16 protein-coding genes are annotated in these 13344 nt (G+C 39.1%); 2 read left to right on the top strand and 14 right to left on the bottom strand.

Annotated elements, in window-relative coordinates:
- Nucleotides 1–25 precede the first annotated feature (25 nt).
- From CKK03_RS02535 to CKK03_RS02520, 4 genes are all read right to left on the bottom strand, one after another.
- Nucleotides 26–1006 carry a Tad domain-containing protein gene (locus tag CKK03_RS02535; RefSeq protein WP_099361059.1) on the bottom strand — a complete coding sequence of 327 codons (981 nt, stop codon included), beginning with the start codon at nucleotides 1004–1006 and terminating at the stop codon, nucleotides 26–28.
- Nucleotides 1007–1423 carry a TadE family protein gene (locus tag CKK03_RS02530; RefSeq protein WP_099361058.1) on the bottom strand — a complete coding sequence of 139 codons (417 nt, stop codon included), beginning with the start codon at nucleotides 1421–1423 and terminating at the stop codon, nucleotides 1007–1009.
- Entirely contained in the window at nucleotides 1420–1929 is a 510-nt protein-coding gene (locus CKK03_RS02525) for an A24 family peptidase (protein WP_099361057.1), read from the bottom strand. The genes CKK03_RS02530 and CKK03_RS02525 overlap by 4 nt, the downstream gene beginning before the upstream one ends.
- Before the next feature lie 68 nt (nucleotides 1930–1997).
- Entirely contained in the window at nucleotides 1998–2174 is a 177-nt protein-coding gene (locus CKK03_RS02520; protein ID WP_245863963.1) for a Flp family type IVb pilin, read from the bottom strand.
- A 240-nt stretch (nucleotides 2175–2414) separates the two neighbouring features.
- On the opposite strand from CKK03_RS02520, the gene CKK03_RS02515 reads away from it, so the two are divergent.
- Nucleotides 2415–2738 (top strand): DUF192 domain-containing protein, encoded by a 324-nt coding sequence (locus CKK03_RS02515; RefSeq protein ID WP_099361056.1) that lies wholly within the window; start codon nucleotides 2415–2417, stop codon nucleotides 2736–2738.
- A gap of 178 nt (nucleotides 2739–2916) precedes the next feature.
- On the opposite strand, the gene CKK03_RS02510 is transcribed toward CKK03_RS02515, so the two are convergent.
- Nucleotides 2917–4428: a sodium:solute symporter family protein gene (locus CKK03_RS02510; protein ID WP_099361055.1), complete on the bottom strand. Its 1512-nt coding sequence runs from the start codon at nucleotides 4426–4428 to the stop codon at nucleotides 2917–2919.
- 426 nt (nucleotides 4429–4854) lie between these two features.
- Nucleotides 4855–5586, bottom strand: coding sequence for a Crp/Fnr family transcriptional regulator (locus CKK03_RS02505; RefSeq protein ID WP_180271124.1), 732 nt, complete (start codon nucleotides 5584–5586; stop codon nucleotides 4855–4857).
- 312 nt (nucleotides 5587–5898) lie between these two features.
- Here CKK03_RS02505 and CKK03_RS02500 point away from each other — a divergent pair, with 312 nt between their 5' ends.
- Entirely contained in the window at nucleotides 5899–6330 is a 432-nt protein-coding gene (locus CKK03_RS02500; protein WP_099361053.1) for a GAF domain-containing protein, read from the top strand.
- Between the two features lie 170 nt (nucleotides 6331–6500).
- On the opposite strand, the gene CKK03_RS02495 is transcribed toward CKK03_RS02500, so the two are convergent.
- The 8 genes from CKK03_RS02495 to CKK03_RS02460 are packed head-to-tail and all read right to left on the bottom strand — an operon-like array spanning nucleotide 6501 to nucleotide 13133.
- Nucleotides 6501–8006: a nitrate/nitrite transporter gene (locus tag CKK03_RS02495; protein ID WP_099361052.1), complete on the bottom strand. Its 1506-nt coding sequence runs from the start codon at nucleotides 8004–8006 to the stop codon at nucleotides 6501–6503.
- Nucleotides 7999–8286, bottom strand: a complete 288-nt coding sequence (locus CKK03_RS02490) for a hypothetical protein (RefSeq protein ID WP_099361051.1) — start codon at nucleotides 8284–8286, stop codon at nucleotides 7999–8001. Before CKK03_RS02490 ends, CKK03_RS02495 begins: the two co-directional genes overlap by 8 nt.
- Nucleotides 8273–8584, bottom strand: a complete 312-nt coding sequence (locus CKK03_RS02485; protein ID WP_099361050.1) for a hypothetical protein — start codon at nucleotides 8582–8584, stop codon at nucleotides 8273–8275. The genes CKK03_RS02490 and CKK03_RS02485 overlap by 14 nt, the downstream gene beginning before the upstream one ends.
- A gap of 5 nt (nucleotides 8585–8589) precedes the next feature.
- Entirely contained in the window at nucleotides 8590–8775 is a 186-nt protein-coding gene (locus CKK03_RS02480; RefSeq protein WP_099361049.1) for a hypothetical protein, read from the bottom strand.
- Complete coding sequence (locus CKK03_RS02475; protein ID WP_099361048.1) at nucleotides 8765–9292, bottom strand: Rieske (2Fe-2S) protein; 528 nt, start codon at nucleotides 9290–9292, stop codon at nucleotides 8765–8767. The genes CKK03_RS02480 and CKK03_RS02475 overlap by 11 nt, the downstream gene beginning before the upstream one ends.
- A gap of 42 nt (nucleotides 9293–9334) precedes the next feature.
- Complete coding sequence (locus CKK03_RS02470) at nucleotides 9335–9892, bottom strand: 4Fe-4S dicluster domain-containing protein (protein ID WP_099353997.1); 558 nt, start codon at nucleotides 9890–9892, stop codon at nucleotides 9335–9337.
- Nucleotides 9893–12061 carry a molybdopterin oxidoreductase family protein gene (locus CKK03_RS02465; protein ID WP_099361047.1) on the bottom strand — a complete coding sequence of 723 codons (2169 nt, stop codon included), beginning with the start codon at nucleotides 12059–12061 and terminating at the stop codon, nucleotides 9893–9895.
- Complete coding sequence (locus tag CKK03_RS02460; protein WP_099361046.1) at nucleotides 12048–13133, bottom strand: hypothetical protein; 1086 nt, start codon at nucleotides 13131–13133, stop codon at nucleotides 12048–12050. Before CKK03_RS02460 ends, CKK03_RS02465 begins: the two co-directional genes overlap by 14 nt.
- Nucleotides 13134–13344: the final 211 nt, after the last annotated feature.

Here is a 13344-nt window from a genome sequence, read left to right as displayed (position 1 = left end):
ACGTCACCTGCTTTTCATATTTGTACTAGTTAATGAGTTTGACCTTTCTAATTGTTTCAGGAAAACCCTGGTTTGGGGTGTAACTGTTTTTTAGCTTGTATTCGATGAATTTCCCTGTTATTACCGTACTATTTCCATTCCCACTTGCTTCTGTTAATAAAAATGCTGCTAAACCCACAATTTCAATTTCTTTTCGTCCGTTCGGATATGTCTCAACGTCAACCAATGGGATGGTTACTAGCCGTCGACATGTATTGTCCACAGTAGTCGGATCATTACACTTTTCCTTTTTATTTGGGTCATTGTTATCCTCTTTAATTCTGTCATCAAATACATCGGTAACACTTGATATACTTCCTGGCTCGGTATTAGGCTTTTCTCCAATATTAACTGTGACACCTTCTTTAATCCCTTTTGCAAGTACATCTGCCCCTTGTCCACCGATCGCCAGAAATCCATAATTCCCGGTTTCAGATGATTCTGCTTTCAAACGAAATTCTTGACCAAAGCTTCCATCCTGAAGTAGCTTGTGCTTAAAAGCCACTGGTATCGCCCCATTTGGATCAACTAATGATTGTATTTCAGCCTTAGCATGTGCTTTTACATCAGCATTAGTTAGGTCTGGTGATAAAACTCTTGCGAAATAGAGGTTTTCTTTTACAGTTTGCGTAACTTCTACAGATTCTTGTGTAACTACTATTTTGTTATCCTCTGTACCAGCATCGACGATAGTAATGCCATTTTCTTGTGCAATATCTATTGCTGCCTGTTTTGCTTTTGCCCTGATTGTTCCATCAAAGGCTACTCCTCTTAGTTCTTGGGCTCCGGCAAGTACAGCCGCATCCAATGCATTTTGAAGCTGACTTTTCTTCATATATAAAGCACCTGCATCCACTACGATTGCTGAAAAACCAAGCAATACTACCATTAGGAGAGCAACAAGAACCATTGAAACACCACTTTGGTCGTGATAAAAATGTTTAATAAATTGATAGGTTCTTTTCATTTATTCCACCCTCATAACCGTTATATCTTTTAAATCGAACTCTCCTACTATTTGGCTTATAATCGGCGTTAAAAAGTCAACTTTGTAGGTTAGTTCTATTTTCACTTCATCACCACTTGTAGGAGTGGTTGTACTATCAGTTACCACCGAAGTACCAAAATATATGGTTTGTCCGACCTTTTTGGGTTCACCTGGAGTATTACTTTCTAATGTGTCTGTAGCATTCGTAATTTTAGTTTGGATTGTTCCTAAAGTGGAACCAACTGTTGCAACCCTAGCAGCTTCCCGCCCTGCATGATCAAGTGTTAAATATGCATGAAAGACACGGCCAAAATCTGTAATCCCAAATAAAATCATTAATATGATTGGTAGAATTAGTGCTGTCTCGACTAATGATTGACCTTTTTGTGATTTCATAGTAAAAACTCCCACATAAAGGTTAGTAGAGCTCCAATCGCTATTGGTACGGCATATGGAATGGATACCGTTCCTTGATTACCAGAGTTGATCTCTAATGAACCTTGAGTTCCTCTGAAGAACATTAGTGAAAATACCATACTTTTAAATGTGAATCCCAACTTCCTCTGTTTAATCAGGATGACAACCGCAATGACTCCTCCGATAATCACAGCATATATCCCCGTATAAAAAACGAACATTGCTCCTTTCCAGGCTCCGATTGCGGCTAATAGTTTAACGTCTCCAGCTCCTATACCTCCCATTGCAAATGGAATAAAAAGTAATCCGAGTCCCACTAAAAAACCCTTCCCACTAAATATAAAACCATCAAACCCAGAGAAAATAGTAAAGTAAATGAGGCCGCCGATAATGGCTGGAAAGGTAACAATATTAAGGATCTTTCGGTTGCGAAGATCTGTTATTACGGAGATGATTAGAATGAGGCAGATGATTAAGTTTTCCATTGGTATACCTCCAATTTATTAAAATGATAGCCCTGCCGGAGCAGGGCTTTAAATTGTAAATTGTTGTATTAAACGATCTTTGCCACTTGATTTTTTATTTCAACAAATACTTCTTTTAACTCTGTACCTAGAAATGTGATTGCAGTCACCAAAACAATTGCAATCAACCCAACCAATAACCCATACTCTGTTAATGCTTGTCCTTCTTCTTCCTTAACCAATCTTCCTACTAAGTTTTTCATCATTTTTGTTTCCTCCTAAATTTTTTTGTTTTATGTTTGTTCTTTATATTGAACTTGACTTTAGTATATATCGAACGTTCTATATTGGAAACAGCGAAAATAGGCCATTTGTTCTATATAATGACCATCTTTCTCTATTAATCTCTCTTTTTCTCTCTTTTTCTTACTATTTTGTTTTTTATTTAGAACAAAATATACTATATAATGAACATTAACGGAACAAACTAATAGGAGGAATGGATTATGCAGCATTCTTTAGACCTAGATCTCCCAATTATCAAGGCTGATACATTTATGAAGCGATTCAAGGGCTTGATGTTTGAAAGGAAACCATACGTAAATAAAGGGCTTCATTTAACACCGTGTGAATCTATACATATGTTCTTTATGAGATTTCCGCTAGATATTGTTTTTTTAGATAAGGAAAATAGAATAGTAGATGTCCGCTATAATCTCCAGCCGTGGAGGATTGCGATTCCTAAAAGAAGAGCTTTTTCTACATTAGAGCTCCCAACGGGGACTATAAAAAAATACAATCTACAAATCGGCGACAAACTTGTTCTTTAAAAAGTTCAGTTCGTCGTTCGCTAGATTGTTATTTGATCCACCCCACATTATGTTCTCTATATAAAACACAAAAGGTGACCTACAAAAAATAGGTCACCTTTTTCTATATTGGGTCAGAGGGACAGGTCACTGTCCCAGGAAAAACTGGTGGGACAAGGGACCTGTCCCCGTGTCCCAGTTATTCTCTGATTTTCGCATATAGTGCTTCTGTGGATTCGCTGACTTCTGCGTCAAAGTATGGTTCGTATGCTTCGATTGGAGGTTTTTTAGTTGTAAATACAGCGATTAGAACTCCGATTAATGAAGCTGTTACGGCTACGACAAATGGATTGGTAGCTTCCAACGCTTTTGCGATAATATACACTACTGAACCCACTAAAATTCCTGTATAGGCTCCTGCTTTGTTCATTCTCTTCCAATATAGTCCAAAAAATACAACTAAGAAGAAAGCTGCACCAAAGCCACCGTATACATACGTGAAGCCCATTGCGATAAACCATGGTGGTTTAATTGCAAGGATAACAGCTACGATTGCAATTCCAAAAATACTTAATCGCAACCAATTTCTAAAACCTTTGTCTGAAACCTTTTTCGAAGAGATGTTTAAATACACATCATAATAAAGTGACGTTGCACAGTGTAAAAGCATTGAGTTAGCAGTTGATATTGCTGCCGCACAAATGGCGATAAGTATAACGGCTCCAATAAATGGATGCATATACTCTTGGATCAGCAATGGAACAATATAATCTGTTGTTTTCCCAACTGGTAAGCTAGGTATTAATACTTTTGCACCTAGGCCAACGATGATAAGTGGCCCCATGATAAAAATTAATAAAAATATGGTACCCATGATCTGTAAGATTGCAATTTTAATATTTTTGGGTGCTACCATTCTTGCTACCCAGTGTGGTGAAGAAGGTGTTCCAAGTGAATTTGAGATAAAAATAGAAAATAATGCTCCAAGACCAAATGACCCCACTGGTGAAAGAAGGATTCCCTTTTCAAGTTCGGGTCCCCCTACAATTGTTGGCGCTGTAGTGGTAGCAAGTGTATCGAGGATATTGGTCATTCCGCCAGTCAAAACCAAGACAACACCAGCTGCTAATATAACACCAATTGTTATAAGGATTGTGTTTAATGTGTCAGTTGCAGCAACTGACCAGAACCCTCCCAGGCTTGTTAATAGTATGAATAGTAAGAAACCAAAAATAGCAAATTCATATTGAATGCCTGTTATCGTGGAAAACACAATACCGAAACCTGTTACCTGAATATTAACTAAGAGCAAGTAACCAATAAACATTAGTATTCCAACCAGGGCTTGGAGGGAACTCTTTTTCTTAAAAGGTTCAAATCGAAATCGAATAAATTCCGGGAATGTCCTTGCAGGTACTTTTGGCCTTCTGACTTTGTAGGCGACAAGTGGTAGTAATGCTCCACCAAAGGCCCAACCGGCTACCCAACCGATAATCGTAGCCACTCCAGTACTATAAAGATAACCCGGTATTCCAATAACCGATGCCACACTTACCCATGTAGCGGTTGTAGTACCGATACTCATCAGCAAACCTAGTCTATGCCCACCGATTGCGAAATCATCGATTGATTCTGCAGCCTTAAGGCTTTTGAGGTTTGCCCAGATAAGAAAAACAATATAAAAAGCAAATACAGCTATGTACCAAACCATCGAATCCCCTCACTTTTCTATTTATATTTAAATAATTTTCCAGTAGCTCCCCAACGCTTTACACCGGATTTTTCTACTTTATAGCAAAGAAATGTATTTAACACTACACTAAATACCATAACCCCAACCCAGAACATCATTGCTATAAACATAAAGACACCTACCTTTCACAAATACTTTCACTTCATCCTCAATCACAGGTACACACGTCGAATAAATTTTCAAACTATGCTGTATATTTTCTAAATATAGTATTCTGTGAATATAAAGATAATGGTAGGTTATTCCTTCAAACATATTTTGTCAATGTAATAATCTCCCAAAATAACCTAGATATCTGACATAATTTGCAATAAAAAAAGGACAGCTCATCAAACTGTCCCTTGTTAATAATCACATTTACATATTGAAATTATTATTCATTTATTAATGGACCCCACCCGAATAGTCGCAAATCTCGTATAAGCAATTGATTCGGTTGATGACCACTTTATGGTCGTACATTTCAACTATTCCTTCTCTTTTCCAGCTGTTTAAAATACGGTTGACACTTTCACGAGTAGTGCCGATGAAATCCCCTAAATCTTTGTTTGTTAGTTCGATTGCAAGCAGAATGCCATCTTTACATTTAACACCATGTGTTGTGGTTAGTTTAATTAATGTAGATGCCAGTGCTCCTTGCTTGTCAAAAAACAGGAAATCATATAATTTGTTCTGCATGATACGCTGTGTCCAGCCAATCCAACTCATGAATTCGACTGCAAAGTTTCCAAATTGATATAATAACTTTTTCAAGTCATTAATATGGATAATGCCGATCTCAGCAGCTTCTTCTACATCTGCACGATAATTGTAGTATAGGCTTTCAGTGAAGCCGCCAAATTCGCCAATTAGACTTCCTTTTTCTTTAATTGATAGTAAGAAGTCCTTTCCTGCTTCTGAGGATGCACGGAGTTTCACTCTGCCAGACTTGATATAATACATTTCTTTCGCTTCCTCACCATCCCAAAAGAGGTGAGTTCCCGCTCCTACTTTTCTTGTACGCATAATACTTTGCAATTTATTTAAATTTTCTTCAGATAAAAATTGATCGATGCTTTCGTTAATTGACTCTATATGAGGAATCTCGCTATTTAGTTCCTGTATACTCATTGCCATTTTTGGTTCCCCCCGCCATGACTTTATACTATAATCATACGGCCAATAGTGAAAAACCGGTATCAGGGGAACTCCTGAACTTTTTCTCCGAATTCCCCTATTTAATTTCCCGTGATTTTCCCCTAGACAAGCACATCCTCTAAGAACTCCCCCTACGACGAACATAAAATTCATCTTTAATGACCATAAAGATAAGGGAATTCCCTGACATACAATCTTGTTAAAAAGATTTACAATAGATAGGAAGATATAAAATTTCTATTACGTCTATATAAAGAAGAAATCACGAACAATATCGAGGAGAGATTACTCATGGAAGCAATACACGTGGAAATTGAACAAAAACTTCATGATTTGTGTACAAATACCTCAAGTGATTTCTCTGCATATGCGAATGTCGATCAAGAAACTCATACAATCCGCTGGGAATATGCCTACGGTTTTACAAATAACCGTTTTAAGAATATGGTCATTCGTCCAGGCAAAGGCCTATCTGGCTCCGTTGTCCGTTTCGGTATTACCATGATCCTAGACATTGATACACCAAACCGACAGCAAACACGACTCCAATACCCAATCATGCTAGCAGAAAACCTAGTTTCAGCTGTTGCAGTCCCGGTCCATGTGAATGGTAAGGTTGCTGGGGTCCTTCTAATCGGCTCACGCACTGAAGTAAAATACACAACCGACCAAATAGAGTTATTAAAAAAGACAGCAAGCGAATTTGCTGAAATAAAAAAATGAATCCCGTAAATAGGATTCATTTTTTATTTTTCATCAGTAGATTTTTCACTTCAATTAGGTTTAGGGTATGAGCCACTAAAGATTTGAAATGCCTCCTGCGGACACCACGATTAGCAAAAGAAATGTTTCGAGTTTGCTCAAAAAAACCGGGCGCATTTGCGCCCGATTTTTTAACCTTGTTTAACTTGTTTTCCGGTCATATCACTTAGCATACCAGCGTATTGTACGATATCGCCAGAATCATTTTTAATGGCACTGATCGTGAGCCATTGTAAGTAGTTCGATCCGTCCTTACGTTTGTTCCAGATTTGTCCTTGCCAGAAGCCTTCTGTTTCGATTTTTTGCCAGAGGTCCTCATAAAATTCTTTTGGCTGTTTACCAGATTTTAGGACATTTGGTGTCTTCCCGATAATTTCTTCCTCTGTAAAACCTGTAACCGTCGTAAAAGCTGGATTCACAGAAATGATTTTTCCATGTACATCCGTAACCATGATTCCTTCTGCAGTATGATCTATGACCTGTTTCGCAAGTTCCATTCTTCCATTGTAGTACATCCACACCACAAGAATTAAGCTTGCTAATGCCACCTCAGATAAGGCCATAAATCCGATTGCGTAATGTCCGTTGACATGGTACAGGATCCCAAGAAGAATAGGTGGGAAAAATCCTCCTAGTCCACCGATTGCTGATACAATACCATTCACAATCCCCGCTTGCTTTTGGAAATACATTGGTACTAATTTAAAAATAACCCCATTTCCCATTCCCGCGCAGAAAGCAATTGTTAAGCATCCGATTGTATACCAACCGATTGAAGGAGCAAATGAAAGGATCATGGCAGAAACCGTATAGCACCCGAACACAAACATCAATAGTTTTAAAGAATGGAAACGGTCCGCTAGCCAACCACCTATTGGTCGCATCAAGGTTGCAAGCACTATAAAGCCTGCTGTTCTAATCCCCGCATCAATCTTATCTAAACCGAAATTCTCCACTAAAAAGTTTGGTAAATAAACGGTAAAAGCAACGAAAGACCCAAACGTAATAAAGTAGAATAAGCTTAGAAGCCATAGTTTTTCGTTTTTATAGACTCCTCTAATTTGCTCCATTAAAGGAGTTTGAACCTTTACTTCCTTTTTATCTCCTAATAAAAAGTTTGCTACGATAAAAATGGCAAGAACAATTAAATATAATTGAACGGTTAACGACCAACCGATTTTTGTAGCAATCACTGGTGCTGCAAAGGTTGAAATTGCCGTTCCAAGGTTCCCCGCACCATAGATCCCATTAACAAATCCGTGTTTTTCTTTTGGGTAGTATTTAGGTAATGAAGTAACCCCTACTGAGAAAACAGCTCCACCGATACCCAGAAACAGCCCGCCAATCAATAGGTCAGTTACTGTGTCAGCTATACTAATATAGTAAACTGGGAACAACAATAAAATGAAACTTAGTAAAAAGATGATTCGTGCCCCAATTTGATTTGCGTAATACCCAAGTGGAATTCGCAAAATTGAACCAAGGACAACGGGTATTGCAGTAACCAATGCTAATTGATTTGCTGGTATATGAATATCCTCTTTCATAAAAGGCAAGAGCGATGAAATAAGCACCCAGACCATAAAACCAACAACAAGGTTTAATGTTTGAAGGGGAAGTTGAATTTTTCTAACCATCCTGGCCACACACCTTTTTTACGACATAGGTTAATCCCGCTTGCTCATCAAAAGCCGACCAAATATCGTCACTTATCGCTACCTCTGCAGTTAAAGGGACCGCAAAGAACTGCAACCGGTCAAAATAAAGGCGGAGGTGGGTCCGATCCGGGCAAAGCTCTGTTTTAATAATTTCCTTTTTTACGAAAGGAGCTTTATCATCCCCATCTTCATCCAATATAGAAACTTCCACATTTCCCAAAATAAAAGATTCCAAGCTACTAATTTCAGTTAACTCCACAGCTGCCACACCCTCTCTTAACTGGATAGATGAACATTTTATAACCTTGAAGATAGGACCAAAAGGCATCGTCTGCATGTGTTTCGATGTATTCGATGGTTTCATCCTCGGATTGCCATCTACTCATTCCTTTGACCTCAGCAATCACGATTTCAATGCCTTCCTCCGTCTTTTCCTCTAAGTACCAACTCAATCGTATGCCCTTAAACAGCTTTGTTAAGAGCTCATTAATTTCTTCCGTAAAATTTCCGGTTGCCTCTCTTATAAAACAAAAATCAAGATAGGTTTCACTGTTCATGTACGTCACGCCTTTTTCAACTTTTTATATACAACCAATGCGACTGGAAATAACACAATGTTTAAGCCGCAATAGATCAGCGTATTTACATAGTTTTCATAAAAGTATTGATGAACCATTTTTTGTGTAAAAATGATATTTAATAACAAGATGACGGATAGGAGGAGTACACCTTGGTAACTACGCTTCATATCGTTTCACCCTCACCGCATAGACTACACCATTTTCCACCTTCACTTGAATTTCCGGCAATGGACGGCGTGGTGGACCTGCAGTTGGTGCACCAGTTTCTACATCAAAGAATCCATGGTGGCAAGGACAAACCATTTGTTCCTCCTCCTTCACCCAAAAAACAGGGCAACGTAGATGGGTACATGCATTTTGATAGGCCACATATTTGTTTTCGGAAAGTCTAATTAAAATGGCATCATCATGGTCACCAGGAAAAGTAAAATCAATAGAATCACCCACAGCTATTTTACTCACATCGGTGATTTTTTTATGGGAATATTCTTTTTCTCCAAGTCCCATTAATTCCTTAGCAGCAACAGCCCCCCATGGCAGGGATGAAATTGCAAACACTCCCGCCGCTCCAACTAAAGTCTTCATGAAGCCCCGGCGGTCAAGGCTTCGTTCATTTTTGCGGTTAATATTATGCGTGTAATTATCCTCATTAAAAGGGATTTTATTATTTTTATCAGACGGCATTCCCATCACTCCTTAGCGGATGCTTCCTTTTTGAACATATTTCTAAAATAACTTCTGAATACCCTGTAAAATACCAGGTAAACTTATCTTTACGTTCGTTTCTCCTTCAAGCGGCATGCTTGTAACCCATTTTCCATTATCAAGATTATGGTGCTTCTTCTTATTTTCGATTTCTTCATCTGTTAACCACTGGATGGTGTTAGACGGACAAACACTTGCACACATTGGTGGAATGCCATCCTTTGAGCGATCAATACAGAGGTCACATTTGTACATTAAGTTTTGCTCTTCATCGAATTTCGGAATTCCATATGGGCATGCAATCGTACAGTTTTGACAGCCAATACATTTTTCCACGAGTGCGGATAACACGGCACCTGACTCATGGATTTGGATCGCCTGTGCCGGACAGCTTCTAGCACAAGCTGGGTTTACACAGTGAAGGCACATAAGTGGCATGGTCTGTCTATTCACAAGCGGATTCACATCATATACATAGTTTCGGTTTCGTTGTTCATGCCCACCGCATTGTGTACATGCCGCAAGACAAGAGCGGCAACCGATACAGTTTTCAAGTTCTAGGTAAAGCCGTTTTTGCATTTACTGCACCTTCTTTGCAACTAATTTTTCAATCTGGGCAGCACATGCCTTGAACTCTGGCATTCTTGAAATTGGATCAAGTGCTGCAATTGTCAGTAGATTAATAGATTCCTCATGACCGAAATGATAAGGAACAAATACCGTATCTTTTCGAATAGCTTCCGTGATTTTCACTTTATAAATACTTTCGCCCCTTCTTGTAAAAAGGCGAACACGTTCTTCATGCTGAATTTCATATTCTGCCGCCAATTCTGGATGAACCTCGACATATGGTTCCGGACACATATCATGTAGAAACGAAATACGTCTTGTTTGGTTTCCAGATAAGTAGTGGTACACGACACGTCCTGTTGTTAAGCGAAGTGGATATGTTTTATCCGGTTCTTCTGCAGGTGGACGATATGACAATGCACAAATTTTCGCTTTTCCATCTGGATGATAGAATTTCTTATCAAGGAACATATGTGGTGTTCCCTTGTCTTCCTCATCACGGCACGGCCAAAATACGCCATCTTGCTTTTCGATTTTATCCCATGTCGCCCCGTAGTAATCGGCATAGCCACCTTTACTTGCAAGTCGGAACTCGTCAGCAACGTCTCTTGCTGTTTTTAAGTGTGAAAAATATTCCCCTCTACCTAGACGCTCTGCAAGTTCAACCTGCATTTGCCAGTCAGGCTTGGATTCACCAATTGGTTCTTGTGCTTTATTGATTTTAATAATACGCCCCTCAATATTCGTAACTGTTCCTTCATCTTCTGACCATGTCACAGACGGAAGAACGACATCTGCAAACTCAGCTGACTCTGATAGGTAAAAATCTGCACACACCATGAAGTCTAGTGATTTAAGTGCCTCTCTTACGAAGTTTAAGTTTGGTGCAGATACTGCTGGGTTTGAGCAAAGGAGATAGAGTCCACGAATTGTTTTTTGATCCATTAATTCAAACATTTCATATGCAGAAACACCTGGTTTTGGCATTTCTTCAGGAGTAATTCCCCAAACACTGCAAACTTCTTTAACATGCTCCGGATTCGTCAGTTTGCGATAGCCTGGTAACAGGTCTGATTTTTGACCATGTTCTCGGCCACCTTGCCCATTTCCTTGACCTGTAAAAGTGGCTACGCCTGATTTTGGACAGCCAATTTTTCCTGTAATAAGGGCCATATTTGTATATCCAGATACATTATCAACGCCTTTATGTTGTTGCTCAATGCCGCGTGCAAACATTACAACCGCGTTTGGTGCTTTACCATAAATCTCAGCAGCGCGGATAATCTTTTCTGGTGCAATTCCTGTTAATTCGCTTGTGTATTCAGGTGTGAATTCCTTCACAAGTTCCTTTGTCTCTTCAAAGCCATTCGTGTGATTGGCAATAAATTCTTCGTCTGTATATCCATTTTCAATAAGTAAATGTAAAATCCCGTTTGCTAGGGCTAAATCTGTACCTGGTTTTAAATCAAGGTGTACATCTGCTCTTCTTGCTAGCGGTGTTTCGCGTGGGTCAACGACAATAATGTAGCCTCCTCGCTCCTGTACATTCCAAACACGGAACATGGAAGTCGGATGGCACTCTGCTGTGTTACTTCCTGCGATAAACAAACAATCTGTTTCATGGATATCCGTCCATGGTATTGTCGAACCACGGTCAACCCCAAAGGAGCGAAGGAATCCACCGGCAGCACTAGACATACAGAAACGTCCATTGTAATCAATGTAACGAGTACCTAGTGCGACCCGAGCAAATTTTCCTGTTAAATAGCATTTTTCATTTGTCATTGAAACTCCGCTGAAGACGGATAATGAATCCTTGCCGTGTTCTGCTTGCAGCTTCTTGAAGTTTTTTACGATTAAATCATATGCTTCATCCCAGCTTGCTTCCCGAAATCCTTCTTTTGTCCCTTTTAATGAAGCATCATCACGAATAAGTGGTTTTAAGATTCGGTCTTTGTGGTTCGTTTGCTGGTATGCTGTTACCCCTTTCGGACACATTTTTCCGACGGTTACCGGCCAATCATAGCGCGGCTCGACCCCAACTATTTTGTTGGTGGTTGTATTGACTCGTAAATTCATTCCACATTGCATACCGCAATAGCTACAATGTGTTTTAATTAATTTTTCGTTCGGATGAATGACATTTTTAACTTCTTTAAAAAACTTATCCCTTTGCATTCTGATTTGCCTCCTTGACTTTAACCTCGTGGGTTGGGAAGCCGGAAAATTGTGCAATCCGGTATTTTCTGCGACAAGGAAGACACATTTCTGCTAAATGATGGCCTTCTCTTGTTTTAAAATGAATATCGTTCACATCAAGTACATTGATGACATCTTGTGACTGTTCAGTCGATACAAAGCCCTCTCCACAAACCTTACATTTCTTCGTTTCTTTTTCTGCATAATGCTCACGATAGTTTCTTGCCAACACACTCATAGGGCGGAATGGAATGTGAGCAAGCTTTCCGAATGGCAGGTAAATCAATGTGATAATTACTGACCATTGGTGGATGAGTGACATCACTGGCTGACCTGCACCATGTAAGAAAATGTTCATGAAGGTTAAAAGTAAACCGGTAATGCTGACTAATAACAGCATATAAAGTGGCAGCAAGTCATACATAAATTTTTGTTCAGCTCTTGCCTGTAGATTTTTCATTCGGCGGTACAATGCCATACAAACCCCTGCAATTACCATTACTGCGGTAATATTTAACGCATTATAAGAAAGATTCGCGATGATACCATCTGCAGGTACGGTCATGACTTGTATCCCCATCGCAATGATGTTGTAATAGCCATTCTCGTCCATCGTAAAATACATCCAACCGAAGACTAGCGGAAATGTAACAAAACAAGAAAGGATGCAACCCCAACCGATTAAAATATGCTGGGTCCATCGGTAAATTCCCCTATTCCAAATGAAATTGTAGGTAGCTAAATGCTCAACAGATGTTTTTGGGGTTGATTTTCGAAATATTAGTTTTATACCTTTTTTAATAATGATCTTCGTTGGCGGTCTTTCTCCCCAAGCAATGAAGCGGTAAAAGAAACCTCCAATGAAAACAATCGTTCCTACCATATAGCCGTATAAATTTAAGTCAACATGTGTAAACATTCTCGTTCCAATAAATGATAAAACCGCCAGCCCTAGCACAGATAAAAACATGGACTTGGCAAATTTTGATGCAAACGCGTTATTATAAGCTGGTGTTTGCCTTTTTTGGATTGCTGCAGCTTTTGCCTGCATACGAACTCCTCCTCAAATCAATTAACATAAACCTATTGTAGAAGAAGTGTGATTTAAAACATATCAGGGAACCCCCCTATCTTTGGAAGAAAAACCCCTTATTTGTAACAATTCCTTGAACGATTGATTTTCTAAAAAAGCGCTAGAACATGCTATAATGGAACTATTGTAAATGGAAAACGTCTGGTTCGTTTTTAGGGGGAGGAATATC

This window comes from Fredinandcohnia onubensis, from assembly GCF_002734215.1.
In the GTDB taxonomy this organism is placed as follows: Bacteria; Bacillota; Bacilli; order Bacillales; family Bacillaceae_L; genus Ferdinandcohnia; species Ferdinandcohnia onubensis.
This window is presented reverse-complemented; position numbering and strand designations above follow the sequence as displayed.